Source organism: Gymnodinialimonas sp. 202GB13-11 (assembly GCF_040932485.1).
In the GTDB taxonomy this organism is placed as follows: domain Bacteria; phylum Pseudomonadota; class Alphaproteobacteria; order Rhodobacterales; family Rhodobacteraceae; genus Gymnodinialimonas; species Gymnodinialimonas hymeniacidonis.
The window spans coordinates 643,061-669,075 of sequence record NZ_JBFRBH010000001.1 but is presented as its reverse complement, the minus strand read 5'-3'; the positions used below and the strand labels follow the sequence as shown (position 1 = coordinate 669,075).

Here is a 26,015-nt window from a genome sequence, read left to right as displayed (position 1 = left end):
TGTTCCGATTTGGCCAGACCATATCGCGTGCGAACGCGCAAGGCAGTGGCGTAAATTGTCTCAGGCAAGCGCACCGCGACGCGGTACGCGCGTCTCCGAAAGCGTATCGCAAAGCGAGCCGCGCAGGGGCCCTAGCCATTGAAATAGCTTATTTTATTTGGGGCCTGCGCGCTCCTGCCAAGAAATCCCTCGCCCAAGCGAGACGGGGTGTCGCACCCGGCCCAAAACGACATATGTAGAAGGCAGGAACAAGGAGACCCGCCCATGGCCGATACAAGCCCCTTCCGCCCGTTTGAGACTCATCTCGATGAAGCCGCGGCCCTGCGCATCCTGCGTGCCGCGACAGATGGGGCTGAGGATGGGGAGCTTTTCCTAGAACGCCGCCGATCAGAAGTGCTGGTCTTCGACGATGGCCGCGTCAAGAACGCCTCCTACGACGCTGCGCAAGGCTTTGGTCTGCGGGCGGTGAAAGGCGAAGTTGCGGGCTACGCCCATTCCACCGAAATGTCTGAGGCCGCGCTCCTGCGCGCCGCCGAGACCGCGCGCCTGGCTGTAGGCGATGGTGGGGGCACGCTTGCCGACGCGCCGCGTGGCACCAACGAAAAACTCTACACAGACGAAGACCCGATGGCGGGGGCCGAATTCGGCGTGAAACTGGAAACCCTGGCTGAAATCGACGCTTTCGCGCGGGCATTGGACCCGCGCGTTGTACAGGTCAGCGCGTCGATGGCAGCTTCCCATCAGGAGGTTGAAATCCTCCGCCCCGAGGGCACTCGCGTCAGCGACGTGCGCCCTATGGTGCGTCTGAACGTGTCGATCATCGTCGAGGAAAATGGCCGACGCGAGTCCGGCTCCGCTGGCGGTGGCGGGCGTGTCGGGCTGGTCGGCCTGATGGAGCGTCCGCATTGGGAATCTGTCGCCAAGGAAGCCCTGCGCATTGCAGTCGTGAACCTCTCCGCTGAACCCGCGCCTGCCGGCGTGATGGACGTGGCGCTCGGCTCCGGCTGGCCCGGTATCTTGCTGCACGAAGCGGTGGGTCACGGTCTGGAGGGTGATTTCAACCGCAAGAAACAAAGCGCCTTCGCGGGGCTGATGGGTCAGCGCGTGGCCGCAGAAGGTGTGACTGTGCTGGACGACGGAACGATCCCCGACCGGCGTGGCTCCATCTCTGTCGATGACGAAGGCACGCCGTCCCACGCGACGACACTGATTGAGGACGGCATCCTCGTGGGCTACATGCAGGACCGGCAATCGGCGCGCCTGATGGGTGTGGAGCCTACGGGCAATGGACGCCGCCAAGGCTTCGACCATGCCCCCATGACGCGGATGACGAACACCTACATGCTCGGCGGTGACACCGACCCAGCGGACATCGTTGGCGATGTGAAGGACGGCATCTACGCTGTGGGCTTCGGCGGCGGACAGGTCGACATCACCAACGGCAAGTTCGTCTTCAGCTGCACCGAAGCTTACCGCGTGAAGAACGGTGTCGTCGGCGCGCCTGTGAAAGGAGCGACCCTGATCGGTGACGGCGCCACTGCCATGACGCAAGTGCGCGCCATCGGCAACGACATGGCGCTTGATCCGGGCATGGGCAATTGCGGCAAGAACGGCCAGTGGGTGCCCGTGGGCGTGGGTCAGCCGACCCTGCTGATTGGCGGGCTCACGGTCGGCGGCTCGGCGGCGTGACCCACGCGATCCGCGAAGCCACCGGGGCTGATCTCGATCCGCTGGCCCAGGTCTGGCACGACGCCTGGCATGAGGCTCACGCGGCCCATGTTCCGCAAGAATTGGTCGATCTGCGCACACTCGCAGACTTCCGGGCGCGTCTGCCCCTTATGCTGCCCGACCTGCGCACGGCAGGTGCACCCAGCGCACCTCTGGGCCTATGCGTGATCCGGGACGATGAAATGCAGCAATTGTTCGTAGCCCCCGCCGCACGTGGGACGGGTCTTGCCGCGGCCTTACTGCACGACGCGGAGGCGCGACTTGCGGCGAGTGGTGTGACCGAGGCATGGCTGGACGTCGTGATCGAGAATGCCCGCGCAATCCGTTTCTACCAACGCGAAGGCTGGCGCCTCGGGCGCCGCGCTGACATGGCCCTCGATACGACTGAGGGTCCGGGCACATTTACCCTTCACGTCCAGATCATGACCAAGCCTCTGCACTCTGCGCCATGACCGAACCAAGATTTTTCTCGCCAGCTTTTCGATCACGCCGCCATGGTCACCGGCAATTGACGGCAGGTGCCTTGGTGAAAATTAGCCTGATCACCTTGCTCGGCCCCGCTGCCGTCATGCTGGCACTCGGTCTTCCTTTTCTGCTGCTCAGCGCTCAGTTGGAGAATCCTGCCCTACAGGTACTAGGCTCCTTTGCCGGTCTGGCCGTGATGGCCCCGTTTGTCGGCCTTTACGCCGTGCCCCTCGCACTGCTAATCGGGGCATGGGCCATGCGGATAGGCCTTGCGGGACGGGGCGTGGCGCTTCTTGCGTCTGTGATACTGCCACTCGGCATCGGCGTGATTTACCAACTGCTAGACCCCACCGCCGCCGCAATAGGGGCGATGCTGATTCTGTCACCCGTCGTGGCACTGCACGCAATGGCCTTGTGGTGCGCCACGCGTTGGATCGCACCTGACACCCTCATTGCCCCGGCCCGGTAACGAACCGTTAACCAATTCCCGCCAAGCCTGTCCCCATGTGGACCGCACCCGATTCTCAACTGCACTACGCACCCGACCCCGGTTTTTACGAGGCTCCAGCTGGCTTCGTACCGCCTCCATCGGCTAGCGATGATGACCGCGCCACTCGGCTGCGCCTGATCCGCTCCCGCCGCGTTGGGCCCGCCACCTACCTGCGCTTGCTGGCCGAACATGGCTCGGCCAAGGCTGCACTGGCCGCCCTGCCCGAGGTCGCCGCCGCCGCTGGCGTGAAGGGCTATCAGCCCTGCCCCGAACCTGTCGTCAAAGCAGAACTACGCGCCGCCGCGCGGGCCGGGGCCCGTATGATCTGCCTAGGCGATCCCGAATACCCTGAGCATCTGGCTGAAATATCAGACGCCCCACCAATCCTTTGGGCCATTGGCCGAACAAGCCTGATGGCGCGCCCCTGCGTGGCCATAGTCGGCACCCGCAATGCCTCCAGCCTCGGCGCGCGCATGGTCCGCAAACTGGCCGCTGAGTTGGGGGAGGCCGGGTTCACTGTGGTCTCCGGCCTTGCACGCGGCATCGACGCGCTTGCCCACACAGCCAGTCTACCCACCGGAACTATCGCCGTAATGGCCGGCGGCGTGGACGTCGCCTACCCGAGCGAGAACGCCGATCTGGCCACGAAAATCACGCAATCCGGCCTGCGCTTGTCGGAACAACCACTCGGCCTGCAACCGCAAGCCCGCCACTTCCCCCGCCGCAACCGCATCGTCTCGGGGCTCGCCCAGGGCGTGATCGTGATTGAGGCCGCCGCGCGCTCCGGCTCTCTCATCACTGCGCGCATGGCCGCCGATCAAGGCCGCGAGGTCATGGCCGTGCCCGGCCACCCGATGGACAGCCGAGCCTCGGGCGGGAATATCCTTCTGCGCGACGGTGCAACGCTTGTGCGCAACGCCGACGATGTGATGGAAGCGCTCGGAACACCAGCGACGCCGTTGCGCGAAACCGCGCGGCCCGAACCGCAGCCCAAGACCGAAAAGCAAGACACGCGTTCCGATCCTTTGGAGGCCCGCATCCTAGCAACCCTTGGCCCCGTGCCCGTCGCCGAAGACCAACTGGTCCGCGACCTCGAAACGACCCCACGTGACCTCGCACAGGCGCTGGCTATTCTGGAACTGTCCGGGCGTCTGCGTCGCGCCCCCGGCGGGATGGTGCACCTCACCGGTGAATGAAGCACCCGCCCATCCTTGTTTCATGAAAATGCAAATGCGACACCGGCCCCGTGTGCGCCGCCTGTGCTTTCCCGCAAGTCCCAGCAACAAAGCCCTGGCCGGCGGGCGGGGGTGGGCGAATGGGTCGTTCGGCGACCCGGGCCGCCCTCTTCACACACCCCGCATTGACATCTGCCCCCAAGGCCCCACATGTTCCGCCGCCAACCGAACCCTCCTTGAAAGGTGCTCCATCCATGCCCGTTGTTGTTGTCGAATCCCCGGCCAAGGCCAAGACAATCAACAAGTATCTGGGCAAGGATTACACGGTTCTCGCCTCCTACGGCCATGTCCGCGACCTGCCCTCCAAGGACGGCTCAGTGGACCCGGAGGAAGGCTTCGAGATGAAGTGGGAGGTCGCTTCTGATTCCAAAAAACACGTCAAAGCCATCGTCGATGCGCTGAAAGATGACCCCTCCCTGATCCTCGCAACCGACCCCGATCGTGAGGGCGAGGCAATCAGCTGGCACCTGCAAGAGGCGCTGACATCCCGCAAGGCCATCAAGAAGGACACGCCCGTTAAACGCGTGACCTTCAACGCCATCACCAAGGATGCCGTAACCAAGGCCATGGCCGAGCCGCGCGAAGTCGATATGGAGCTGGTGGAGGCCTACCTCGCCCGCCGGGCACTCGACTATCTTGTGGGCTTCACCCTCTCCCCCGTCCTCTGGCGCAAACTTCCCGGCGCGAAATCCGCAGGCCGCGTGCAGTCGGTCTGCCTCCGCCTTGTCGTCGAACGCGAGATGGAGATCGAGGCGTTCAATCCCCGCGAATACTGGTCGGTCCGAGCCACCCTTGAGACGCCGCGCGGCCAACAGCTTGAGGCGCGCCTGACCGTTCTGGGCGGCAAGAAGCTCGACCGCTATGACCTGCCCACCGCGGCTGAGGCCGGCCTTGCCGTGCAAGCCGTCGCCTCCCGCGCGCTGGAAGTGGGCGAGGTTGAGGCCAAGCCGCAAACCCGCAACCCCTCGCCGCCCTTCATGACCTCAACCCTCCAGCAGGAGGCGTCGCGCAAATTCGGCATGGGCGCCCGCGCCTGCATGTCCACCGCGCAGCGCCTCTACGAGGCCGGGCACATCACCTACATGCGGACCGACGGCATCGACATGGCACCCGAGGCCGTGGACGATGCGCGCAAGGCCGTCAAAGACCGCTACGGTGACGCTTACGTTCCCGGCAAGCCCCGGATTTACAAGAACAAAGCCAAGAACGCGCAGGAAGCCCATGAATGTATCCGCCCAACGGATATGTCCAAGGCCGCCGCTGATCTGAAGCTGTCAGAAGATGATCAACGCAAGCTCTACGACCTGATCTGGAAGCGCACGATTGCCTCGCAGATGGAAGCCGCCCGGATGGAGCGCACGACCGTCACAATCGGCGACAAGGCCGGTGAGGTTGAACTGCGCGCAACAGGAACCGTGGTGCTGTTCGACGGTTTCCTCAAGGTCTACGAAGAGGGCCGCGATGACGTCCAAAGCGACGACGACGACAGCCGCCGCCTGCCGCAGGTGACGCAAGGCGACGCCATGGCGCTGGCCTCCGAAGGTCTGGCCTCCGAATACACCAAGCTCGCGGGCGATGATGTTATAGAAGAAGACGGTGATCTGCGCCGCTCCAAGGCCGCGCTCTTGTCCGCCAACGGCGCTGTGCTCGGCCAGCAGCACCACACGCAACCCCCGCCCCGCTACACCGAGGCGACGTTGGTCAAGCGCATGGAAGAACTGGGCATCGGCCGCCCCTCCACCTACGCCTCCATCATGGATACGATCCAGAACCGCGGCTATGTCGTGAAAGATCGTGGCCGTCTGATCCCGGAGGATAAGGGCCGGCTCGTGACCGTGTTCCTGTCCAACTATTTCCGCAAATATGTGGGCTATGACTTCACCGCCGATCTGGAAAACCAGCTCGATGAAGTCAGTGCAGGCGACCGCCACTACAAGGATGTGCTCGACCGGTTCTGGAAGGACTTTCACGCCGCCGTCGAAGAAACGTCTGAATTGCGCATCACCGATGTGCTGGAAAAGATTAACGAGGTGCTAGAGCCGCACCTGTTCCCGCCAAACGAAGACGGCTCGCCCCCGCGCCAATGCCCCAACTGCGGCCTTGGCCGCCTGTCGATGCGCACCGCGCGCTCAGGGGGCGCATTCATCGGCTGCTCGAACTACCCCGAATGCCGCTACACCCGCCCCTTCGGCCCGCCGGATCCTGAGGCGGAGGCTTCCGCCATCCCACCCGACGGCAAGCTGCTCGGCACCGATGACGGCGATGAAATCCGCATCTTCAAGGGTCGCTTCGGCCCCTACGTGCAGCGCGGCGCGGTCACGGAAGACAACAAGAAGCCCCCGCGTCAGTCGATCCCCAAGGATTGGCCGCCCGAAGAGTTGGAGATGGAACGCGCCCTGATGCTTCTGTCCCTGCCGCGTCAGATCGGGCCGCACCCTGAAGATGGCGTCATGGTCTGGTCGAATATCGGACGTTACGGTCCTTATATCAAACATGCCGACAGCACCTCGGATCGCGGTGGCACCAATGCCAACCTCGAAAGCCTGGATGAGGTCTTCACCGTCGGTATGAACCGCGCGGTGCAGCTTCTGGCCGAAAAGGTCGCCTCGCGCGGCGGGCGCGGTCAGGCCGCGAAGCCGTTGCGGGAGCTCGGCGAACATCCTGAGGCCGGTGGCCCGGTCAATGTGATGAAGGGCAAATACGGACCCTACGTGAAATGGGAAAAGATCAACGCCACGATCCCCGACACGATTGAGCCTGAGGCCATCACTATGGAGCAGGCCGTCGAATTGATCGCAGAACGCGCCGCCAAGTCGGGCAAGAAGAAGCCCGCCGCCAAGAAAAAGAAGGCCGCGCCCAAGAAGAAACCCGCCAAAAAGGCCGGGTAATCAGGGATTTCGGGGCGCGCAGACTTGATCTGGCGCGTCCCGTGCCCGACATCCATGCCATGACGGACCCGCGCGCCCTTTCCCCAAACCCGGAAGCTCTGGAGTTTCTGCTGACCCGGCGTTCGCGCCCGCCGCGCATGATGGGGCCGGACACGCCGGACGATGAAACGCTCCAGACCCTGCTGACCGCCGCCTTGCGCGTTCCCGATCATGGTAAATTGGAGCCATGGCGGCTGATCGTTCTGCGCCGCCCCGCGATTGAACGCCTTGCCACATTGACCCGCGCTCGGGGTGCGGAGCTTGGCATCGCCCCGGAACGGATCGAGAAGGACGCCAGCGGTTTCGATACCGCCCATCTGATCGTTGTGGTCAGCTTCGCACCAAAGGCGTCCGATAAGGTGCCGGAGGCTGAACAATATGCCTCCGCCGCCGCCGTTTGCCTCAGCCTGCTGAACGCGACGCTTGCGAGTGGCTGGGGGGCGGTCTGGCTCACCGGTTGGCGTGCCACGGATCGCCCGTTTCTGACGCAAGGCCTCAACCTTTTCCCCCATGAAACGGTCGCGGGCTTTATCCACATAGGAAATGAGACGCGCACGCCGCCTGACCGCCCCCGCCCCGATGTCGAGGGCCTGACAACTTGGGTAGACGAATGATTCTGAACGCCTTTTTCAAGGCCCTCGGCCAACTCACCGACAGCCGGTTTCTGGGTGTACTTGGCCTTGGGCTGCTGCTGACCGTCGGACTTCTTGTCGGCTTTTACGCCGTTTTTGCGGGTGTCGTCGGATGGTTCGTGCCCGACACATTCTCCCTGCCGTGGATTGGAGAGGTCAATTGGATCGACAACGCCCTGACCATCGCGGGCATCCCGCTGATGTTGGTTCTGTCGATCTTCTTGATGGTGCCCGTCTCGGCCGCTTTCATGGGCATTTTCCTCGACCGTGTGTCGGACGCCGTGGAAGACCGCCATTATCCCGGCCTGCCCGAAGCGCGTGGCCTTGGCATTGGCGAAGCCCTTGTGGACGTTGCGAAATTCCTTGGCATCCTGACGGTTGTGAACCTGATCGGCCTGATCTTTTACCTGATCTCCGGCCCGTTTGCGCCAATCGTGTTCTGGGTCGTGAACGGTATTCTCATCGGCCGCGAATACGGGCAAATGGTTGCCCTACGCCGCCACGATGCACGCGGCGCGGCGGAATTTCGGAAGCGCAATCGCCCGACGCTATTCCTTGCAGGCGTGTTGATGGCCGTGCCCCTGACCATCCCGGTCGTGAACATACTCGTGCCAATCCTCGGCGCAGCAACGTTCACGCACCTCTACCATATGCTCAGCGGTCGCCCGTCGAGCCCATCCCAAACCGCGTAAACAGGTCAATATCCTCCAGAGTCACAAGCTGGAAGATGATGATCGCGGCCACGACGACCCAGATCGCAGCGGCGATAGCGCTCGTCCAGATGATCCGCGTCTTCAGCTGCGCATCCGCCGGGGCGGAGCCGTGCGTGCCCGCGACCCGTTCTCCCGCCTCATCCTGGCTGGTCACGCGGACCTGAAGTGCGACCAACAGCGTCATGAACCAGATGATCGCGTAAAGGACGATGCCCGTGACGATGCCCATCAGACCTGCTCCAACTCAACCAGAGTGCCTGTGAAATCCTTGGGATGCAGAAACAAAACCGGTTTGCCGTGCGCGCCGATCTTTGGCTCCCCATCGCCAAGCACACGGGCGCCTTGGGCCTTCAAACGGTCACGCGCTTCTAGGATATTCTCAACCTCATAACAGACGTGATGCATCCCGCCGGACGGATTGTTTTCCAAAAACGCAGCAATGGGGGAGTTATCCCCAAGGGGGTACAGAAGCTCGATCTTGGTGTTCGGCAATTCGATGAAAACCACCGTCACGCCGTGATCGGGCTCGTCCTGCGGGGCGCCGACTTGCGCGCCAAGGGTGTCGCGGTATTGGGCAGCCGCCGCTTCAAGGTCCGGCACGGCAATGGCTACGTGGTTCAGGCGTCCGATCATGGGGCTCATCCGAGGTTTGTGACGTTGTTTCACGATATGGCGCGCACGCGTGGGGGAGGCAAGCCGGGCCAGTGTCGCATTTACGATTCATAAACCGAGAACTGCGAGTGTCGGGGCAACCGAAGGGAATCATTCCCGATCATAGGGGGCGAAACGATGGACGACCTGCTATCCGAATTTGACCTGCGACCTCAGCCAACGGCTGAACGTCCGCTGCTTGGCCTGACCATTCTGGTGGTGGAAGACAGCCGCTACGCGTCCGAGGCCATCCGTTTGATGAGTTTGCGTTCGGGTGCGCGTCTGCGCCGTGCAGATTGTCTGGGATCGGCTGAACGGCACCTCAATGTTTACGCACCGACCGTTGCAATTGTGGATCTTGGCCTGCCGGACGGGTCTGGCCTCGATCTGATCCAATCCATGGCCGAAAACCGCACAACCGGGCAAGTGATCCTTGGTACATCCGGTGCGGAACGGGAAGAGGCGGAACGGCAGGTCATGCATGCCGGCGCCGATGGGTTCATCGCGAAACCAGTCTCCAGCATCGCCGCATTCCAAGCTGCCATCCTGACCCACTTGCCGGAAACCCTGCACCCGAAAGGGCCGCGCGAGGCCACTGTTACCGGCGTCGACCCTGACCCACTGGCGCTGCGGGAAGACCTCAGCCATGCGATGGACCTGCTGGCGCTGGATGCGCCGCCGGTCAGCTACCTCAAGCGTTTTTTGATCGGATTGGCCCGCGGCATCAAAGACACCGCGTTGGAGGCCATGGCGCTCGGCATGAAAGATACGCTCGCGCCGCCGGATCGAGCGGCGCTGCGCAAGCTGTTGTCAGGCCGTATTCAGGCCATGCCTGAGGGCGTTTAACCCGCTTGCACTCAATCCTGCGGGATCACCCGCAGGCCCAACTCCATCAGCTGGTCCGGCATCGGCTCGGACGGGGCCGCCATCATCAAGTCTTCGGCGCGTTGGTTCATCGGGAAAAGGATCACTTCCCGGATATTGGCCGTATCGGCCAGCAGCATCACGATCCGGTCGATCCCCGCCGCGCAACCACCGTGGGGTGGCGCGCCGTATTGGAACGCGTTGACCATCCCACCAAAGCGCTTGCGCACCTCATCCTCACCGTAACCAGCAAGCTCAAACGCTTTGAACATGATCTCAGGCTTGTGGTTCCGGATCGCGCCGGAGACCAGCTCATACCCGTTGCAGGCTAGGTCATACTGGTAGCCGAGCACCGAAAGCGGATCACCATCCAACGCCTCAAGTCCGCCTTGCGGCATCGAGAACGGGTTGTGCGAGAAGTCGATCTTGCCATCGTCATCGGCCTCGTACATCGGGAAATCGACGATCCAGGCAAAGGCAAAGCGGTTCTGCTCGGTCAGGCCAAGCTCATCGCCGATCACAACGCGGGCACGGCCGGCAACGCCCTCAAACTCAGCCGGTTTACCAGCAAGGAAAAAGGCCGCGTCGCCGACGCCCAGACCAAGCTGCTCGCGGATCGCTTCCGTCCGCTCCGGGCCGATATTCTTGGCGAGCGGTCCGGCCGCTTCCATTCCCTCACCCTGATCGCGCCAGAAGATGTAGCCCATACCGGGCAGCCCCTGTTCCTGCGCGAACTTGTTCATCCGGTCGCAGAACTTGCGCGACCCACCGGTCGGCGCAGGGATCGCGCGCACTTGGGTGCCCTCTTTCTCCAGCAGGTTCGCAAAGATCGCGAAGCCTGAGCCGCGGAAATGGTCACTCACGATCTGCATCTTGATCGGGTTGCGCAGGTCGGGCTTGTCCGTGCCGTACCACAAAGCCGCATCCGCATAGGAGATCTGTGGCCAATCCTGATCGACCGACGCCCCCTCGCCAAACTCCTCAAACACACCGCGCAGAACCGGCTCGACGGTGTCGAACACGTCCTGCTGCTCCACAAACGACATCTCCATGTCGAGCTGGTAGAAATCGGTGGGTGAGCGGTCCGCGCGCGGGTCTTCATCGCGGAAACACGGCGCGATCTGGAAATATTTGTCGAAGCCCGAGACCATCAACAGCTGCTTGAACTGCTGCGGGGCCTGCGGCAGGGCGTAAAACTTGCCCGGATGCAGGCGCGAGGGCACCAGAAAATCACGCGCGCCTTCAGGGCTGGAGGCCGTGATGATCGGCGTCTGATATTCACGGAAGTCGATGTCCCACATCCGCTTGCGGATCGAGGCCACCACGTCCGAGCGCAGCGCCATGTTGGCCTGCATCTTCTCGCGCCGCAGGTCGAGGTAGCGGTACGACAGCCGCGTTTCCTCTGGGTATTCCTGATCGCCGAACACCTGCAGCGGCAGATCACCGTTCACACCACCCAGCACTTCCATATCGCGGATGAAAACCTCGATCTCACCCGTGGGCAACTTCGGGTTCACCAATTCGGGATCGCGGGCCTTCACCGTGCCGTCGATGCGCACGCAATACTCGCTGCGCAGCTTTTCAACCTCGGAAAAGACCGGGCTGTCAGGGTCACAGAGCACCTGCGTGATGCCGTAATGGTCTCGCAGATCGATAAAGATCACTCCGCCATGGTCCCGGCGGCGATGCACCCAGCCCGACAGGCGAACGGTATCGCCGACATTGGCGGCAGTCAGGGCGGCGCAGGTATGGCTGCGATAGGCGTGCATGGGGCTCTCCGGGGTGCAACTTTGCATTCGGCCCGGATAGACCTTTCACACGCCAAAGTGTCAAGCCTTGCGCAGCGCCTCAGCCCGTTCGGTGATCTCGGCGGCCGAGAATTCGGCCAGCACCTGCGTGGTATCTTGCGTCAAAAGCCGCGCTCCGTCGGCATTGGCCACGACCATCACCAATTGCTCGGCAACCTTGATCAGCACCGCGACCTCACCCTCCGCATCCACGGTCTGGAAATCCGTCAGGCAACCCGCATGGGTGATCGGCTCCTGCAATCCCGCCTCAGCCAAAAGCATATGTGCCCCCAGCCCCATGTTTAGATCCGCCATAACGCGCAGGATCGCCTCAACCTCATTGGTCGGCACAGTCGACAACCGCCGCCCTGCCCCGTCCAAGGCCCACAACCGATCGCGGAAATCCGGATCCCCCTTCACAGGCATGTCGCCGTCCTTGCGACGCTTGGCCTCCACAGCAATCGCTTCGGGCGTCAGCTGTTCATGGGCAAAGCAGACCAGTTCGTTGAAAATGACGATGGCCGACCCGTTCAAAGTTTCGGCTTTGAAGACGAATCCCGGCTGTCCGGCAATATCGATCATCTTGCCACCGTGCCCTAGGCTTCCGAACAAATCCGGTGGGTCGGCCTGCGCCAGTGCAAGGCCAGCAGTGAAAAGCTGCGCGTTGGTGAACCAGCGGCTGGTATCCGACACGGCCACCGCGTCCCGGCGCGCGATAAAGTTGGGATTGGCCTCTGCCAAAGCTTCGAACGCACCGGGCAGAGCATCGGCTGTTAGCAGCACCACATCCTTCAACGACCTGATCCGCTTCGCTTGAGCGGGCGTGACGGGGCTCGATTTCTCGACGCGGTAGAATTCGTCATCCAGAATGCTGAAATGAGTTGAGGCATTGAACGACTCTTCATGGTTTGCAGAGGGTTCCTGCCCCCGCATCTCTTTGGCGAAATGGCGGAAGATCTTCAGGTGCCGCTTTGCCTTACACGCCCGCAAACCGCCTTCGACCAACGGGGCCACCTGCGCCAAAGCGCGTCCACAATTGTGCCAGTACTGGCCATGGCCGCCGTTGTTGACCTGCGCAAGATAGCGATCGACCTCGTAAATCTCGGCTGCCGCTATGGACAGTTCATCAAACGACAACAAAGCCGTCTCCTGCGCGGTGTTGACGTAGTTCACCACCGCCTGCACGCAATCATAGTCCGCGTAATCGCCGGTGGACTGCACCAAAGCCTCATCCAGCAGAAGCGGTGGACGCGGGGTGCGGGTGGGCAGGATACGGCTGATAAAGCTCATTTGATCTTCCTCGGAAACAGCAAGGTTCAAGTCCGAGGATTGTTCCCGAAAGGGGCGAGTTTTGGGCGGAGGCTGGGAATTAACGCGATTTCAAAGCGCGCAGGCCAGTGCTGCCTCAATATTCCCGGCGCTAAAAGGCGCAATTCCGCGGGCCGTTAGGCGCCCGCCCTCAAACCGCGTCACCATCACTTGTGTCCATTCGCGGTTGGCCGTCACCATCTCCGGCCCATCTCCGCAGTCGCGCACACCGCCGGTGATGAACGGCTCGCCGATGCGGTGGTTGGTCAGCCCTTCCAATGTGGCGATTTCGGTGAGGGCGTCGCCCTCAAACCGCCAGATGCGCAAGGTCCGCGCCAGATGCGGGCGGTCGATATAGGCGATGTCCATCACACCATCACCGTCGAAGTCTGCCGCGCCGATGGGCGCGAGCCAGCGGTTGGATCGTCCGATAAACGGGGTCGCCGCCAGTAAATCCATCCCAACGCCTTCTTCAGACGCGCGATATACAGCCAGTTGCGCGCCAAGGCGCTGGTGGCTTTGCACCGCGATGATTTCTGGAGTCCCGTCTCCGTCCAGATCGGCCAGACGCGGGGCGGTATCTTCAAACACAAGCTCTTCGGGTAAAGTCAGCGACTGATCCAGACACGAACTGATCGATGTCTCGGCATAGACATGCAGCCGCGTGCCTTCAATGTCATCGCCAAGAACGCCGTGCGCGTATCGCCGCGTCGGCCCGTCATACCAAGCGAGGACCGGCGGGTTTCTTGGCCACGGATCCGAGACGCTCTCTGGCATTTCGGTCGTCTGGTGCGGCGGCAGCAGGCAGGCCTGCACCGGGGCCGCCACGAGCAGAGCGTGCGCTGCCAGCAGCGCAGCCCCAAGGAGTCCGCGAGCGCCGCTCAAATCTGCTTTTCGGGCATCTGCACCACAAGACCATCCAGCGCGTCAGTCACCTTCAACTGGCAGGTCAGGCGTGAGCGGGTCGTGTCGGGCTCGTAGGCGAATTCCAGCATGTCCTCTTCCATCGGGTCGATGGCGGGCAGTTTTTCCACCCAATCGGGCGCGACGTAGACATGGCAGGTCGAACAGGCACAGGCGCCGCCGCAATCGGCCTCGATCCCCGGAATACCGTTGTCGCGGGCGCCTTCCATGACCGTCAGGCCATTGGCCACGTCCACGACATGCTCGGTGCCATTGTGTTCGATGTAAGTGATCTTTGCCATTGTCCGCCCCCAAGCGCGTATTTTCAGTCCAACGCTAGGTAATACGCCTATGCCCCGCTTTCCAGCCTGAATGCGACACCTTGCATTTACGGGTTTTTGTTCTATTTTTGTTCTTCATGGTTGAACCCGCCCTACGCGCCCCTGATTGGCCCAGGCCACCCGATTGCCTGCCCCATCACCTGCTGCATCTCCCGCCGGAGAATGCGCGGATTTGTGTGGCCGGGCTGGTGTTGGTGCGCCAACGCCCCGGCACGGCAAAGGGCGTGATCTTCATCACGCTGGAGGATGAATTTGGCGTCTGCAACGTCATCGTCTGGCAGAAAATGTACCTCAAATACCGCCGCGCGGTGATTGCGGGGCGACTTCTGCGCATCACGGGCCGGGTGCAGCGCGAATCTGGTGTGACCCATGTGATCGCGGAGCATGTCGAAGATATCTCACCCATGCTTGATGATCTGGTGCGTCTGCATCAGGGCGCTAAGGCTGGCGATCAACCGTGATCCTTTCCAGACTGCGCCATTTGCGCTAAACTGATCGGATAACAAAAGGCAGGACCCGAGCAGGCCCATGCGTAAACTGATCCTACTTGCCGCCTTGGGCGGTCTCTCGGCGTGCCAAACAAGCGCGCCGGATGACACTGGCTTTACGTCGGTGATCGAACCTTCGACCCATTCCGGCGCTGCGGGCGTACAGGTCATGCGCGGGATCGGACCGCCCGATGCCAACCCGTCCAGTTGCTATGGCCGCGAGATTGAGCCTGCGGTGATCGAAACCGTGACCGAGCAGATCATGGTTGAACCCGAACAGCTGGATCGCGACGGCAACGTCCGCCGCCCCGCCGTGTTCGTTACCTCGACCGAGCAACGCATCGTCGAGGATCGCACGGAGACATGGTTTGAAACCCCCTGCGCCATGCAGATCGCCGATCCTGAATATATCGCAACCCTGCAACGCGCGTTGGAGGCCCGTGGCCATTATACTGGCCCCATCACTGGCGTGCTGGACCGCGCCACTGTACGTGCCGTGCGCGCCTATCAGGCCCCTCAAGGCCTTGATTCCGGGGTCCTCAGCCTTGCCGCTGCGCGACAGCTTGGCCTGTCGGTTTGGGATCCCAGTCTCGCCGCCGGGGGCGATGCGGGCTAGGACAAAGGCCACGAAAAACCCCCGACGCACGCGCCGGGGGTCAAGGTCAGACCAGTAAAGGTCGACTTGTCGTTAGTTGTCGTCGCCAATCGCAAGCGCCATGAAGCGCGGGTTGCCGTCGCGCCGGATCAGCAGAAGGATGGACTGCTGGCCTGCATCGCGGGCCGATTGCAGAAGCGTCTGAAACTCCTCAACCGTTGTGACCGGCTGTTGGGTGACTTCCGTGATGATGTCCCCCACGCGCAGGCCCATCTCGGCCGCATCCGAGACCGGATCAAGCTGCTGGATCACCAGACCGCCCGTGATGGTCTGCGCGCCCAGTTCCTGGCGCATCTCATCGGTCAGCGGGGCCAGAGTCATCCCTAGGATTTCGCTTGTGGGCGCGACATCGGGAGTCGGCTCATTGCCATTCGGCGCGGTGGTGCCGCCAAGCCCTTCCGCCGTCTCACGACGTCCAAGGGTCACACGCAGGGTTTCGGTCGCCCCATCGCGGAAGACCAGAACGCGGACGGTTTCGCCAACATTCGACTCCCCGACAATACGGACAAGTTCGCGTGTATCCTCGATCTCCTGCCCGTCGAAGGACAGGATCACATCGCCAACCTCAACGCCGCCGTCGAGTGCGGGGCCAGTCGGCACGTCCGTGACCATCGCACCGCGCGCCTCTTCCAGGCCCATCGCCTCGGCCATGCTGGCATCCACGTCTTGAATGCGCACACCCAGCCAGCCGCGGCGGGTTTCACCGAACTCACGCAACTGCGCGACCACGTTAGTCACAACGTCCGACGACATGGCAAAGCCGATCCCGATGGAGCCGCCCGTGGGCGACAGGATCGCGGTGTTCACGCCGATCACTTCACCTTCAAGGTTGAAGAGCGGACCGCCCGAATTCCCCTGGTTGATCGCTGCATCGGTCTGGATGAAGTCATCGTAGCTGCCCTGAAGCGAGCGCCCAAAGGCGGAAATCACGCCGACCGAGACGGAAAAGCCCTGCCCCAGCGGATTACCCATCACCATGACCCATTCACCAACGCGGTGATCGGCTGACACGCCGAATTCCACAAAGGGAAGCGGCTCATCGCTTTCGACCTTCAACAGCGCAATGTCGGTGGTGGGGTCGGTGCCGATCAATTCCGCCGGAAGCTCGGTCCCGTTGCGGAATTCGATCATGATTTCGTCCGCGCCCTCAATGACGTGGTTGTTCGTGACCAGATAGCCATCCTCGGAAATCACAAAGCCGGATCCCAGCGCCTGACTGCGGCGCGGGGCGCCGTCAGGGCCTTGGCGATCGAGGAAATCGTTGAAGAAATCCTCAAGCGGTGATCCGTCGGGCACTTGCGGCTGTTCGCCCCCGGCCCGGCCCGCCACAACGGAGGAGGTCGTGATGTTAACCACCGAGTCCCCCACCTGATCCACCAGATCAGCAAAGTTCGGCAAAGCGCCGGACTGCGCACGCGCGGGCGTGGCCGCAAGGGCAAAGGCCAAGGCGGTCAGGGCCGCCATGACTGCGCCAAGCACGAGGCGCATGTCGATGCTGCGACTTTGTGTTTGCGCCACAACACGCGGCTCTCTGTCTTCGAAATGAGGGGGTCTTTGGGGGATCGTCACGACTGCTAAGCCTCCTGAAATACCGTCGGACAGGCGCACCTGTCCCTGGCAAGGATATTTGGGCGAAATCCGCGCAGATCAAGTTCGGGAAACCCAACCCGTTGCACGCAATCCGTCACATAGGCGTGAGAATACACCGCCCGTCTTGCTATCAGAGTGGCACGGAGGGCGCGGCAAACCAAATGCAAATCGCATGATCGGGGCGGGAAAGCGGCCTATAGCAGGCTGATCCCCCAAGAGGTCAGCACTGCGCCCAACGCAACCGCGCCGAACCCGATAAGGCGGCGCGTCTCCGGCGGGATCGCCGTGAGCGCTTTCAGCAGGTCTTCCATACGCGAAGGGGCCAGTGCGAACACCAGCCCCTCAATCACAAGAACCATACCAAGGCCCATGACAATAGCGATCCACATGGGCGCTTACTCGGACGGAGCCGCCAGTGAGTTGCCGCCACCCAGTGCCGAGCCGTCGAAATACTCGAAGAACTCGCTGTCGGGGCTGATCACGAAGGTCGAATTCTCCCGCAGAGCCGTCTCGTAGGCCGCCAGCGAGCGGGTGAAATCGTAGAACTCCGCGTCTTGCCCGAAGGCTTCAGCGAAGATGCGCGTGCGTTCCGCATCGGCCTCACCACGGGTGATCTCAGCCTCACGGTTGGCTTCCGACACAAGCTCAACCACCGTACGGTCGGCTTGGGCGCGGATGCGCTGCGCAGCTTCCTCACCACGTGCGATCTCGTCAGCCGCTTCGCGTTCCCGTTCGGCCCGCATCCGGGCGAAGGTGGCGTCGAGGTTCTGTTCCGGCAGGTCGGTCTGTTGCAGACGCACGTCCAGCACCGTGATGCCAAAGCCGTCGGCATCACTGCGCGCCTGGGTCGTGATCTGACGCATCAGACCCGCGCGGTCCTGCGACAGGATCGTGTTGGACGTCACACCATCTGCACCCAGAACCGAACGGATCTGGGCGCGCAGAATACCGTCCAGCAAGTCTTCGGCCTGACGCACACCGCCCGGAACGGCCTGCACGAATTCTTCCACATCGTCGATCCGGTAGCGCGCGAATGCGCTGACCACAAGACGGCGATCGTCCGAAGGCGTCACCTGCGTCGGCTCCGTATCCAGCGACAGGATGCGGTCCTCAAAATACTCAACGTTCTGAATGAACGGGATTTTGAAGTTCAGGCCGGGCTCGTTGATGACCTGACGGATCTGACCGAACTGAAGAACGAGGGCACGCTGGCGTTCATCAACCACGAAGATCGAGGACGAGATGACAACGATGCCCAGAACGATGACGGGGATAAGGTAAGTAATCCGAGACATATTAGTTCGAGCTCCCGGTCGTTGTTGCATTGCCAGAGGGGCGGCGCAGTTCGTTCAGCGGCAGGTACGGCACAACGCCTTGTCCGCCACCGGTGTCGCCGTCGATGATGACCAGATCGGTCTCACCCAACACGCGCTCCAGCGTTTCTAGGTAAAGGCGGCGGCGGGTCACGTCCGGCGCGGCCTCATATTCTTCCAGAACGGCGAGGAAACGGCTGGCTTCACCCAAGGCTTCGTTCACCACGCGGGCGCGATAACCTTCCGCTTCTTCAAGGATCTGCGCGGCTTCACCACGCGCCCCTGCCGTCACACGGTTCGAATAGGCGTCAGCCGTCCGTTCCAGACGGTCCCGTTCCTGTTCTGCGGCTTGCACGTCCAGGAAGGCCTCGATCACGTCTTGCGGCGGGTCCGCGCGGTCAAGGTTCACACGCAGAACGTTGATGCCGGATTCGTAGACATCGAGCGTTTGCTGGATCAGCACCTCGGCCTGGTCGGCAATCAACTGACGGTCGCGGTTGAGGATCGGCGCGAGTTCCGACTGCGCGATGATCTCGCGCATGGCCGATTCCGCCACGGCGCGGATGGTGGCCTCGGGGTCGCGCAAGTTGAACAGGAAATCGGCGGGGTTTGAGATGTTCCAGACCACGTCGAAGTCGATGTCGACGATGTTTTCGTCCGTGGTCAGCATCAGGCCGCGATCGGAGGCACCGGCGCGGTTGTTACCGATGGACTCCGTCCGCTCCTGATCGGTGGCGATAACTTCGGCTGTTACAACAGGCCACCACGCAAAGTGCGGGCCATCATCGGTGATGCGGTATTCGGAGCCGAGGAACAGCTCCACCCCCTGCTCACCGGGCTGAACCGTGTAGAACGAGGCGAACAGATAGGCCGCTGCTGCCGCCACGATACCGCCGATCCACATGGTGCGCGGGCTGATCGGGCTTTCGCCACCACCCTGTCCGCCGCCAGTGCCACCGCCGCGACCGCCCATCAGGACGCGCAGCTGTTCCTGGCCCTTGCGCACGATATCGTCGATTTCGGGGATGTTCTGGCCACCGCCGTCACGTCCGGGGCCGGAGGGCCGCCGTCCATCATCGCCGCTGCCATTGCTGCCTTGGTTGCCGCGGTTGCCACCGCCTCCGCCACCCCAAGGTCCGCCACTGTTACCCGCCATCTGTCGTCTCACCTCTTGGATGCGTCATCTGTTGATGCCCTATATGGGGCAGAAAATCCGCTTTGCACCCGTAGATGTGCGCTTTCGCCGCGAAAAAGCGGGTTCAGGCAGTCCTCATGGGTTCGCGCATCGTCACGATCTCTTCCGACATCGTGGGGTGGACTGCAACCGTTCGGTCGAAATCTTCCTTGGTTGCGCCCATTTTCACCGCGATTCCCGCCAACTGGATCATCTCCCCCGCGCCCGGCGCCACGATATGGCAGCCCAGCACCTTCCGATTGGCCTTTGACACGACAAGCTTCATCAAGACGCGCCAGGGCTTGCCGGCAAACGCCGTCTGCATGGGCCGGAACGAGGTACAGTAAACCTCGATCTCTTCCTGCTCACGCGCCTCTTCCTCGGTCAGGCCCACAGTGCCGTATTCCGGCGTCGTGAAAACAGCTGACGGGATCAGGTCGTGATCAACCGGCGTCGGATTGCCGTTGAAGACGGTTTCCACAAAGGCCATGCCCTCGCGGATTGCCACGGGTGTCAGGTTCACGCGGTTGGTCACATCGCCAATGGCATAGACCGAGGGCACAGCAGTCTGGCTGTATTCATCCACCATAATCTCGCCGCGACGCCCCACCTCGATGCCAATCTCTTCCAGACCCATATCCCGGGTATTCGGGCTGCGCCCGGTGGCAAAAAGGACCTGATCGTAGACGCCTTCCTGCCCGTTGGTGGATTTCACCCAAATCAACCCGCCCTTGCCGCCTTCGGGCACAAGATCGCCTGCAGACCGGGCCGAAGCCCCCATCGCTGCGTCACTGTCAGTGCCGGTCCAAGAGGCTGTGTGATCGGCATCGGCCGCGCCCATCTCAACGATGTTGGTGCCCAGATGCAGGTTGATCCCCTGCTCGCGCATCATCTCCGCAATAAGACCGCGTGCCTCGTCATCAAAGCCCCGCAGGATTTGCGCCCCGCGGTAGTACTGCGTCACCTCCACGCCGAGGCCCGCCATGATGCAGGCGAATTCACAGGCGATGTAACCGCCGCCCACGATCAGCAGCTTCTCGGGCAACTTGTCGAGGCTGAAGATGTCATCGGACACAATGCCCAGATGCGCATTCGCCATGTCGGGCCGCACCGGATGGCCACCGGTCGCCACCAGGATGTGTTTGGCGGTCTTTTTCTCACCGCCCACCTCAACAGTATGAGCGTCCGCCAGCTTCGCGCGGGCATCAAAAATCTCCACGCCCGATCCATCCAGGAGCTTGCGATACACACCCTCCAGCCGGTCCAATTCCTTGTTCAGGTGATCGCGAAAGACCGGCCACTTGAATTCGCCGTCCTGCACGTCCCACCCATAGGCGCGCGCCTCGGAAAACCCCTCGCGGTAGCTGGACGCAAAGACCATCAGTTTCTTGGGCACGCAGCCCCGGATCACACAGGTCCCGCCCATCCGGTTATCCTCGGCCAGCGCAACCTTCGCACCACCGGCAGCAGCAACGCGCGCGGCCCGGACACCGCCGGACCCTCCGCCAATGACAAAGAGGTCATAATCGAAGTCGGACATCGCTTTTCTCCTGCGCAGGTGAGGGGGCCTATCAGTCTATTCCATGAACAATGCATTAACGCCAGAGGGGGCACCGCACGCATCTGTGCCAAAATGCGCAACACCCCTGCGGCCACTCTATACTGCGCACCGATGATCATCGACCCAAGGCTGTCGGTCACAAGCCGGACGCCCCCAGACCACCCAAGCCGAACCATCGGCAAATCGGGTGCAGGGTGTCCGGCATCGGACCTGCGCATCTTTTCCGACCTGTCGTCTTTCACACGGCAGGCCTCGTGACCGCATTCAAGCGGCGCCGCTTTCTTTGGCTCAAAAGCCAATCGAACAGAACAGGACCCGAGCCATCAAGCGAACCAGCGACCGCGGTCACGCCCTCCTCCGGCCTTTCGGCCGTCCTCGCAGGCGTGCGCGTCTTCCATTGGTCAAAAATACTCCGGGGGTTTGGGGTCAGAGCCCCCAAGCGGGCAAGGTCCGCGAGGCCGAGGCCGCGCGGCGCAAGCCGAGCAACGAGACGAAAGACATGCGGCGCAGCCGCTCCTTTAGATCAGCGCGCGGACGGGTCCTTAATCGCGCACTTCGTCGAACAGGTTTTCAGTATCCGACACGTCCACACGCTCATGCTCGACCGTGCCGTTGTTGATGTCGCGCACTTCCACCGTGCCATCGGCATTGCCGATCACCAGCACGTCACAGATGTCGAGGAACAGGCCATTCTCCACCACGCCGGGGATCTGGTTGAGCACCAGAGAGACCTGCGCGGGCTGCGCGATGCGGCGCAGATGCAGATCAAGGATGTAATTGCCCTCATCGGTCTTGAACGGCTCCGTCCCGCTCAACCGCAGGGAAGCCGAGCGCCCCAACACATCCACGTTCGACAGCATCTCTTCAATCAGCGCCTTCGTGGTTTGCCAGCCGAAGGGAATGATTTCCACCGGCAGAGGAAACGCACCAAGCGTATCCACCTGTTTCGTCAGGTCCGCAATCACCACCATCTGGTCGCTCGCCGTCGCCACGATCTTTTCATGGAGCAACGCCCCGCCCCCACCTTTGATCAGGTTCAGGTTCGGGTCGTATTCGTCCGCCCCATCAATCGTCAGATCCAGCCAGCGCACCTCATCCAGCGTCTTGATTGTCACGCCCACTTCGCGCGCCAGATCAGCCGTGCGGGTTGAGGTCGCAACGCCGGTGATCTGCATCCCCTCTTCGCGGACCAGTTCACCCAGGCAACGGACCATCCACGCGGCGGTCGAGCCTGTGCCAAGGCCCACGCGCATCCCGTCCTCCACGAATTCCACCGCCCGGCGGGCGGCCACGTATTTGGCTTTGTCGATCGGGGAAAGCTCGGCCGTCATGGGCGGATCTCGTTCGTTAATGGCAGCTACGCAACACCCATAGCGTCTGCTCACGCGGGGGGCGAGTGGAAATCCGCCGCAGCGAGTGCCGCGATCACCGCCTCCAGCGTATCGAGCGGAAGCAGCAACAAACAGCCCGGGCGATCCGCGCGCAGGTGCACAGCGCCGCCGCTGGCCCGGTTCGACGTGCCGATCTTGCGCGCTGGATGCAAATCAAGCGCCTCGAAGGACCATTCCAGCCCCTGCAAGCCCACCGTCACGCCGTCCATTGGAAACAGCGACACCCGTGTGCCCTCCGGCAGATCAAGCGTCATCTGCGCCGGCAGATGCAGAACCACATCCTCCGCCCCGATCAAAACGACCGGCTGCTGAGGGAACCGCACCAATGCGTGCATCGCGGCCAGTTCATGATCCAGCCGCGCGCCGGTAAAGCCTATGGCGAGGATCAGCGGCGCGCTGAGGCGGGACAGCGCTTTCTCGAAATCCGTGCTGTCCTGCTCGGCCACATGGATCAGGTTTTCAGAGGGAATCGCCGCGCGCCCTGCGGCGGAAAACGAATCTAAATCGCCGATCACGGCCACCGGATCCGCCCCACGACGCAAGATTTCATCGCCCCCGCCATCAACGCCCACAAAAATTTTCGCGTGCGTTTTTGACAATTCAAAGGCGGGATCGCCCACGAAACCGCCGCCCACAAGCGCAACTGGCGCGTTGAAATTCAAGGACAATCCGCATCCCTCCGGTTCATTGTCCACATTGTTGCCATGGTCTGGAGCATTGATCACCAAAAGGTCCAATTCGCGTCGCTTTTTACTGGAAACAGTTTGTTACACCTTTTGCGAGGATGATAAATTCCGGTGAATTCTGAAGACCAGGACGGGCCGGACGAGCAGAGTGGCAGAGCAATGAGTGATGAAAACAAAATCCTGACGGTCTCTTACGGCACGTTTTCCTGTACCCTTGAGGGCTTCGATCGCCCGTTTGAGGCCATGAAGGCTGTGGCCGAGTATTTCCGCGATCTGGCGGCGGAAGACCGCTATTTCGGCGCGGAACCGCCCACGCCTGATGCCGAAACCCTGCACCGCATTACAGAAGAAGCCATCCAGCGCCGCGTTGAATCGCGCATGGTTGAAAATGGCCTGATCATGCGCCCCGAAGGCGCGCCTGCTGAAGATACACCTGCATTCGAAAGCGCCGCCGAGCGCTCCTTCGCCCGCGACCCGCAGGTGGAAGACGCCGTTGAGAGCGTGGCCCCCGAAGCGCCAGTGGCTGAGGCCGTTGTCGCGACGGCGGCTGTTGCTGCCGTGACCGGTGACGCTGCGCTTGCAGAAGATGAAGACGACGCCGCTGAGGATGTTGCTGAAGCCGCTGACGCCAATACAGAAGAAGCGCCTGCCGAGGAAAGCGATGACGTTGCGGAAGCAGCTGAAGACGCTGCCGAAGAGCAGATCGAAGAGGCCGTGGAAACCGCGGACGAGGCAATCGAAGAGGTTGCAGAAGCCAGCGAAGAGGCGGCCGATGCGGTGGTGGAAGCTGCTGAAGAAGCCGCTGACGAGGTGGTGGAAGAGGTCGAAGCTGCTTCCGATGAAATCGCCGAAGAGGTCGCTGAAATCGCCGAAGAGGCGTCCGTTGCCGAAGCCGCTGATGAGGCGTCGGACGACGACACCCTCGCCGGGATCGCCGCTGCGATGGAGGAGGACGCTGCCGAGGCAGACCCCGAGGAAGTAGAAGCCGAAGCGGAAACCGCCGACGACGCTGATGCGCCTGCCGATCTGGCTGGTGACGACCATATTGAAGCCGAGGAAGACGCAGACGGCGTTGCCGGGGCCGATACTCTGATCGCTGTCGCCGCCGCTTTGGCCGCCGAAGGTGCCTCCACCGACGCAGACGCAGACGCAGACGCAGACGATGCGGACAACGCCGAAGCCGACGCCGACAGCATCATGGCCGATCTGGACGACGAAGAGGATGATGGCGACATCGACTCGATCTTTGCCGACGAGAATGATGAAGAAGCCGCCTTTGACGGCGCATCGGTCGCCGCACGTCTGGCCCGTATCCGCCGTGCCGCTCTGGCAGAAAGCGGTGACGCACCTGCAACCGTTCAGCCCGACGATGAGCTGATCGCCGCAGGTGGCGAGGGCGCAGCCCCTGAGCCTGTGATCGAAGCCGATGATGATGCCGCCGTTGCAGCCCTTGCTGCCGCGTTCGCAACAGGGGCCTCCACCATGGCCGCCGCGTCGGAAGCACTGGAAGAAGACGCGGACGACGCGCCTGAGGAAACGGACGGCGACGACGATACGCTGGCCGCAATCGCCGCCGTGACCGCCCCCGTGGTCGAAGAGCCTGCGGAAGAGATCGCGGAAGCCATCGAAACCGCACCCGAAGCCGTCGCAGAAGACATCGCCGAGGCGGTTGCAGATGAAACACCCGACGTCCCCACTCCACCCAGCGCGGACCGTACGGCATTTGCCGATGCGGATGGTGATGACGGTGGTGACATGGACCGCCTGTTCGAGGCCACCGAAGGCCGGATGTCGACGGTTGAGACGACACGCCGCCGGGCCAATATCGAGCATTTGAAAGCAGCCGTAGCCGCACGCGCCGCCGAAACGCAACTGGCCGCCGATGGTGCCTCGGTCGCGGATATGACGGGCCTTGAGGATGACGCCGCCGAATACCGTGAGGATTTGGCTCGCGTGATGCGCCCCCGCCGTGTGCGCGTCGACGTCTCGCGCCGCCAGCAGGCTGCAGAAGAACGCCCGGCCCCGCTGGTGCTGGTCTCAGAACAGCGTGTCGAGGATGACGCCCCTGCGGCCCCCGCCGCACCGGTCGCACCGCGCCGGGTATCCGCCGCAGAAGCTGAGGCCGCGCAACGCCCTGGAACCGCTACGCTCGCTCCGGCCGCCGAAGCGCCGCTGGTGCTGGAGCAGGATGTCGCCGTCGCAGATGAGATCGACGTTGCAGCGGTTGAAGAGGCCCGGCCCGCCCCGCGCAAGATGGCAAATTCGCTGGCCAACCTCGCGCAGCGCGCTGGTTTGATTGCGTCGGGTTTGGGCCGTTCGGCACCAGCAGAGGCGCCAGTTGAGACCGAAGTCGAAGCAGATGTTGCAGTCGAAGCTGAGGCTGACATCGCTCAGGGTGTTGAGATCGCCCAACCGATGATTGCCGAGGAGCCAATAACACAGGCCGAAGACGAGGCTGAATTCGAAGATCCGATCGCCGCACTGGAAGCCCAGCTGGCCCAGGAAATTGACGAAGTTCGCGACAGCATCTCGTCCGAACCCGCCACTGGTCAGGATGCCGGAGACGAGATCGACCATTTCGCCGTGTTCGCGCAGCGCCTGGAAGACTCAACTGCGACAGAAATCGAAGAGGTCGTTGAGATGGGGGCAACCTATCTGAGCGAGGAAGCCGGCCTTGTGGAATTCAAGCGCATGCAGCTGTTGCGCTTGGTGCGGATCGCAACCGATGGCTCCATCTCGCGCGATGAAGCGATCTCAGCGGTCGAAAGCCTCAAGCAAGACGGCGTGCTGGAAGAATTGGGTGGCAATCAGTATCGCCTGGCTCGCTCGCTCTAACTTCGAGCACAATCAAAGAATTGCAAAGGGGCGCTGCGGCGCCCCTTTTTCATTCGTCTTGCGGTGCGTCCGGGTCGGCTTTGCCAACGCCCAGAAAGACGGCCTTCAACGGGAAGGCCCAGACGATGCTGAACGCAAGGCAGATGCCCATCTGCACCCAGATGCTCCACCCCTCCAGCAAGCTCAGAATGAACCAGACCGCCGCGATGTAGACGGGCAGCCCAACCAGAAGAATGAACAGCGACCAGCGCTTGCGGGCCTTGTAGCTGAGCGCCATG

General features: G+C 62.4%; 25 protein-coding genes. 11 read left to right on the top strand and 14 right to left on the bottom strand.

The window, feature by feature from the left end:
• The first annotated feature begins 264 nt into the window (after nucleotides 1-264).
• From tldD to V8J81_RS03360, 7 genes are all read left to right on the top strand, one after another.
• Nucleotides 265-1,689, top strand: coding sequence for a metalloprotease TldD (tldD, locus tag V8J81_RS03390; RefSeq protein ID WP_368474343.1), 1,425 nt, complete (start codon nucleotides 265-267; stop codon nucleotides 1,687-1,689).
• On the top strand, nucleotides 1,686-2,180 hold the full coding sequence (locus V8J81_RS03385) for a GNAT family N-acetyltransferase (RefSeq protein ID WP_368474342.1): 495 nt from the start codon (nucleotides 1,686-1,688) through the stop codon (nucleotides 2,178-2,180). Before tldD ends, V8J81_RS03385 begins: the two co-directional genes overlap by 4 nt.
• 74 nt (nucleotides 2,181-2,254) lie before the next feature.
• Nucleotides 2,255-2,662 carry a hypothetical protein gene (locus V8J81_RS03380; RefSeq protein WP_368474341.1) on the top strand — a complete coding sequence of 136 codons (408 nt, stop codon included), beginning with the start codon at nucleotides 2,255-2,257 and terminating at the stop codon, nucleotides 2,660-2,662.
• Between the two features lie 35 nt (nucleotides 2,663-2,697).
• Entirely contained in the window at nucleotides 2,698-3,879 is a 1,182-nt protein-coding gene (gene dprA / locus V8J81_RS03375) for a DNA-processing protein DprA (RefSeq protein ID WP_368474340.1), read from the top strand.
• A 233-nt stretch (nucleotides 3,880-4,112) separates the two neighbouring features.
• Nucleotides 4,113-6,806, top strand: a complete 2,694-nt coding sequence (gene topA / locus V8J81_RS03370) for a type I DNA topoisomerase (protein ID WP_368474339.1) — start codon at nucleotides 4,113-4,115, stop codon at nucleotides 6,804-6,806.
• Between the two features lie 59 nt (nucleotides 6,807-6,865).
• Nucleotides 6,866-7,459, top strand: coding sequence for a nitroreductase family protein (locus V8J81_RS03365; RefSeq protein WP_368474338.1), 594 nt, complete (start codon nucleotides 6,866-6,868; stop codon nucleotides 7,457-7,459).
• Entirely contained in the window at nucleotides 7,456-8,169 is a 714-nt protein-coding gene (locus V8J81_RS03360; protein ID WP_368474337.1) for an EI24 domain-containing protein, read from the top strand. Before V8J81_RS03365 ends, V8J81_RS03360 begins: the two co-directional genes overlap by 4 nt.
• On the opposite strand, the gene V8J81_RS03355 is transcribed toward V8J81_RS03360, so the two are convergent.
• Both V8J81_RS03355 and mce read right to left on the bottom strand, forming a co-directional pair.
• Complete coding sequence (locus V8J81_RS03355) at nucleotides 8,132-8,419, bottom strand: DUF1467 family protein (protein WP_368474336.1); 288 nt, start codon at nucleotides 8,417-8,419, stop codon at nucleotides 8,132-8,134. The two genes, V8J81_RS03360 and V8J81_RS03355, sit on opposite strands and share 38 nt — an antisense overlap.
• On the bottom strand, nucleotides 8,419-8,823 hold the full coding sequence (gene mce, locus V8J81_RS03350; protein WP_368474335.1) for a methylmalonyl-CoA epimerase: 405 nt from the start codon (nucleotides 8,821-8,823) through the stop codon (nucleotides 8,419-8,421). Before mce ends, V8J81_RS03355 begins: the two co-directional genes overlap by 1 nt.
• A 156-nt stretch (nucleotides 8,824-8,979) precedes the next feature.
• On the opposite strand from mce, the gene V8J81_RS03345 reads away from it, so the two are divergent.
• Nucleotides 8,980-9,687: a response regulator gene (locus V8J81_RS03345; protein WP_368474334.1), complete on the top strand. Its 708-nt coding sequence runs from the start codon at nucleotides 8,980-8,982 to the stop codon at nucleotides 9,685-9,687.
• Between the two features lie 11 nt (nucleotides 9,688-9,698).
• Here V8J81_RS03345 and aspS read toward each other — a convergent pair whose 3' ends face one another.
• The 4 genes from aspS to V8J81_RS03325 all read right to left on the bottom strand — a co-directional run bounded on the left by aspS (nucleotide 9,699) and on the right by V8J81_RS03325 (nucleotide 14,005).
• Nucleotides 9,699-11,474 (bottom strand): aspartate--tRNA ligase, encoded by a 1,776-nt coding sequence (gene aspS, locus V8J81_RS03340; protein ID WP_368474333.1) that lies wholly within the window; start codon nucleotides 11,472-11,474, stop codon nucleotides 9,699-9,701.
• Between the two features lie 60 nt (nucleotides 11,475-11,534).
• Nucleotides 11,535-12,782: a DMP19 family protein gene (locus tag V8J81_RS03335; RefSeq protein WP_368474332.1), complete on the bottom strand. Its 1,248-nt coding sequence runs from the start codon at nucleotides 12,780-12,782 to the stop codon at nucleotides 11,535-11,537.
• A 90-nt stretch (nucleotides 12,783-12,872) separates the two neighbouring features.
• Nucleotides 12,873-13,685 carry an FG-GAP repeat domain-containing protein gene (locus V8J81_RS03330; protein ID WP_368474331.1) on the bottom strand — a complete coding sequence of 271 codons (813 nt, stop codon included), beginning with the start codon at nucleotides 13,683-13,685 and terminating at the stop codon, nucleotides 12,873-12,875.
• Nucleotides 13,682-14,005 carry a 2Fe-2S iron-sulfur cluster-binding protein gene (locus tag V8J81_RS03325; protein WP_368474330.1) on the bottom strand — a complete coding sequence of 108 codons (324 nt, stop codon included), beginning with the start codon at nucleotides 14,003-14,005 and terminating at the stop codon, nucleotides 13,682-13,684. The genes V8J81_RS03330 and V8J81_RS03325 overlap by 4 nt, the downstream gene beginning before the upstream one ends.
• A 116-nt stretch (nucleotides 14,006-14,121) precedes the next feature.
• On the opposite strand from V8J81_RS03325, the gene V8J81_RS03320 reads away from it, so the two are divergent.
• Together V8J81_RS03320 and V8J81_RS03315 are read left to right on the top strand one after the other, a co-directional pair.
• Complete coding sequence (locus V8J81_RS03320; RefSeq protein ID WP_368474329.1) at nucleotides 14,122-14,505, top strand: OB-fold nucleic acid binding domain-containing protein; 384 nt, start codon at nucleotides 14,122-14,124, stop codon at nucleotides 14,503-14,505.
• A 67-nt stretch (nucleotides 14,506-14,572) separates the two neighbouring features.
• The gene (locus tag V8J81_RS03315; RefSeq protein WP_368474328.1) at nucleotides 14,573-15,148 is read left to right on the top strand and encodes a peptidoglycan-binding domain-containing protein; all 576 of its coding nucleotides are present in this window, start codon (nucleotides 14,573-14,575) and stop codon (nucleotides 15,146-15,148) included.
• A 72-nt stretch (nucleotides 15,149-15,220) separates the two neighbouring features.
• Here V8J81_RS03315 and V8J81_RS03310 read toward each other — a convergent pair whose 3' ends face one another.
• The 7 genes from V8J81_RS03310 to V8J81_RS03280 all read right to left on the bottom strand — a co-directional run bounded on the left by V8J81_RS03310 (nucleotide 15,221) and on the right by V8J81_RS03280 (nucleotide 22,941).
• Nucleotides 15,221-16,675, bottom strand: a complete 1,455-nt coding sequence (locus tag V8J81_RS03310) for a Do family serine endopeptidase (RefSeq protein ID WP_368474327.1) — start codon at nucleotides 16,673-16,675, stop codon at nucleotides 15,221-15,223.
• 296 nt (nucleotides 16,676-16,971) lie between these two features.
• Entirely contained in the window at nucleotides 16,972-17,166 is a 195-nt protein-coding gene (locus V8J81_RS03305) for a DUF2065 domain-containing protein (protein ID WP_368474326.1), read from the bottom strand.
• A gap of 6 nt (nucleotides 17,167-17,172) precedes the next feature.
• On the bottom strand, nucleotides 17,173-18,072 hold the full coding sequence (gene hflC, locus V8J81_RS03300; RefSeq protein WP_368474325.1) for a protease modulator HflC: 900 nt from the start codon (nucleotides 18,070-18,072) through the stop codon (nucleotides 17,173-17,175).
• Nucleotide 18,073: 1 nt separating this feature from the next.
• Nucleotides 18,074-19,246, bottom strand: coding sequence for an FtsH protease activity modulator HflK (gene hflK / locus V8J81_RS03295; protein ID WP_368474324.1), 1,173 nt, complete (start codon nucleotides 19,244-19,246; stop codon nucleotides 18,074-18,076).
• Between the two features lie 103 nt (nucleotides 19,247-19,349).
• Complete coding sequence (locus V8J81_RS03290) at nucleotides 19,350-20,804, bottom strand: FAD-dependent oxidoreductase (RefSeq protein ID WP_368474323.1); 1,455 nt, start codon at nucleotides 20,802-20,804, stop codon at nucleotides 19,350-19,352.
• Between the two features lie 563 nt (nucleotides 20,805-21,367).
• Complete coding sequence (rpiA, locus tag V8J81_RS03285; RefSeq protein WP_368474322.1) at nucleotides 21,368-22,156, bottom strand: ribose-5-phosphate isomerase RpiA; 789 nt, start codon at nucleotides 22,154-22,156, stop codon at nucleotides 21,368-21,370.
• Nucleotides 22,157-22,206: 50 nt separating this feature from the next.
• Nucleotides 22,207-22,941 carry a thiamine diphosphokinase gene (locus V8J81_RS03280; protein WP_368474321.1) on the bottom strand — a complete coding sequence of 245 codons (735 nt, stop codon included), beginning with the start codon at nucleotides 22,939-22,941 and terminating at the stop codon, nucleotides 22,207-22,209.
• Nucleotides 22,942-23,061: 120 nt separating this feature from the next.
• Between V8J81_RS03280 and V8J81_RS03275 the strand changes: the two genes are divergently transcribed.
• Complete coding sequence (locus V8J81_RS03275) at nucleotides 23,062-25,737, top strand: hypothetical protein (RefSeq protein ID WP_368474320.1); 2,676 nt, start codon at nucleotides 23,062-23,064, stop codon at nucleotides 25,735-25,737.
• Nucleotides 25,738-25,786: 49 nt separating this feature from the next.
• On the opposite strand, the gene V8J81_RS03270 is transcribed toward V8J81_RS03275, so the two are convergent.
• Complete coding sequence (locus tag V8J81_RS03270; RefSeq protein ID WP_368474319.1) at nucleotides 25,787-26,014, bottom strand: DUF2842 domain-containing protein; 228 nt, start codon at nucleotides 26,012-26,014, stop codon at nucleotides 25,787-25,789.
• Between the last annotated feature and the right edge of the window lies 1 nt (nucleotide 26,015).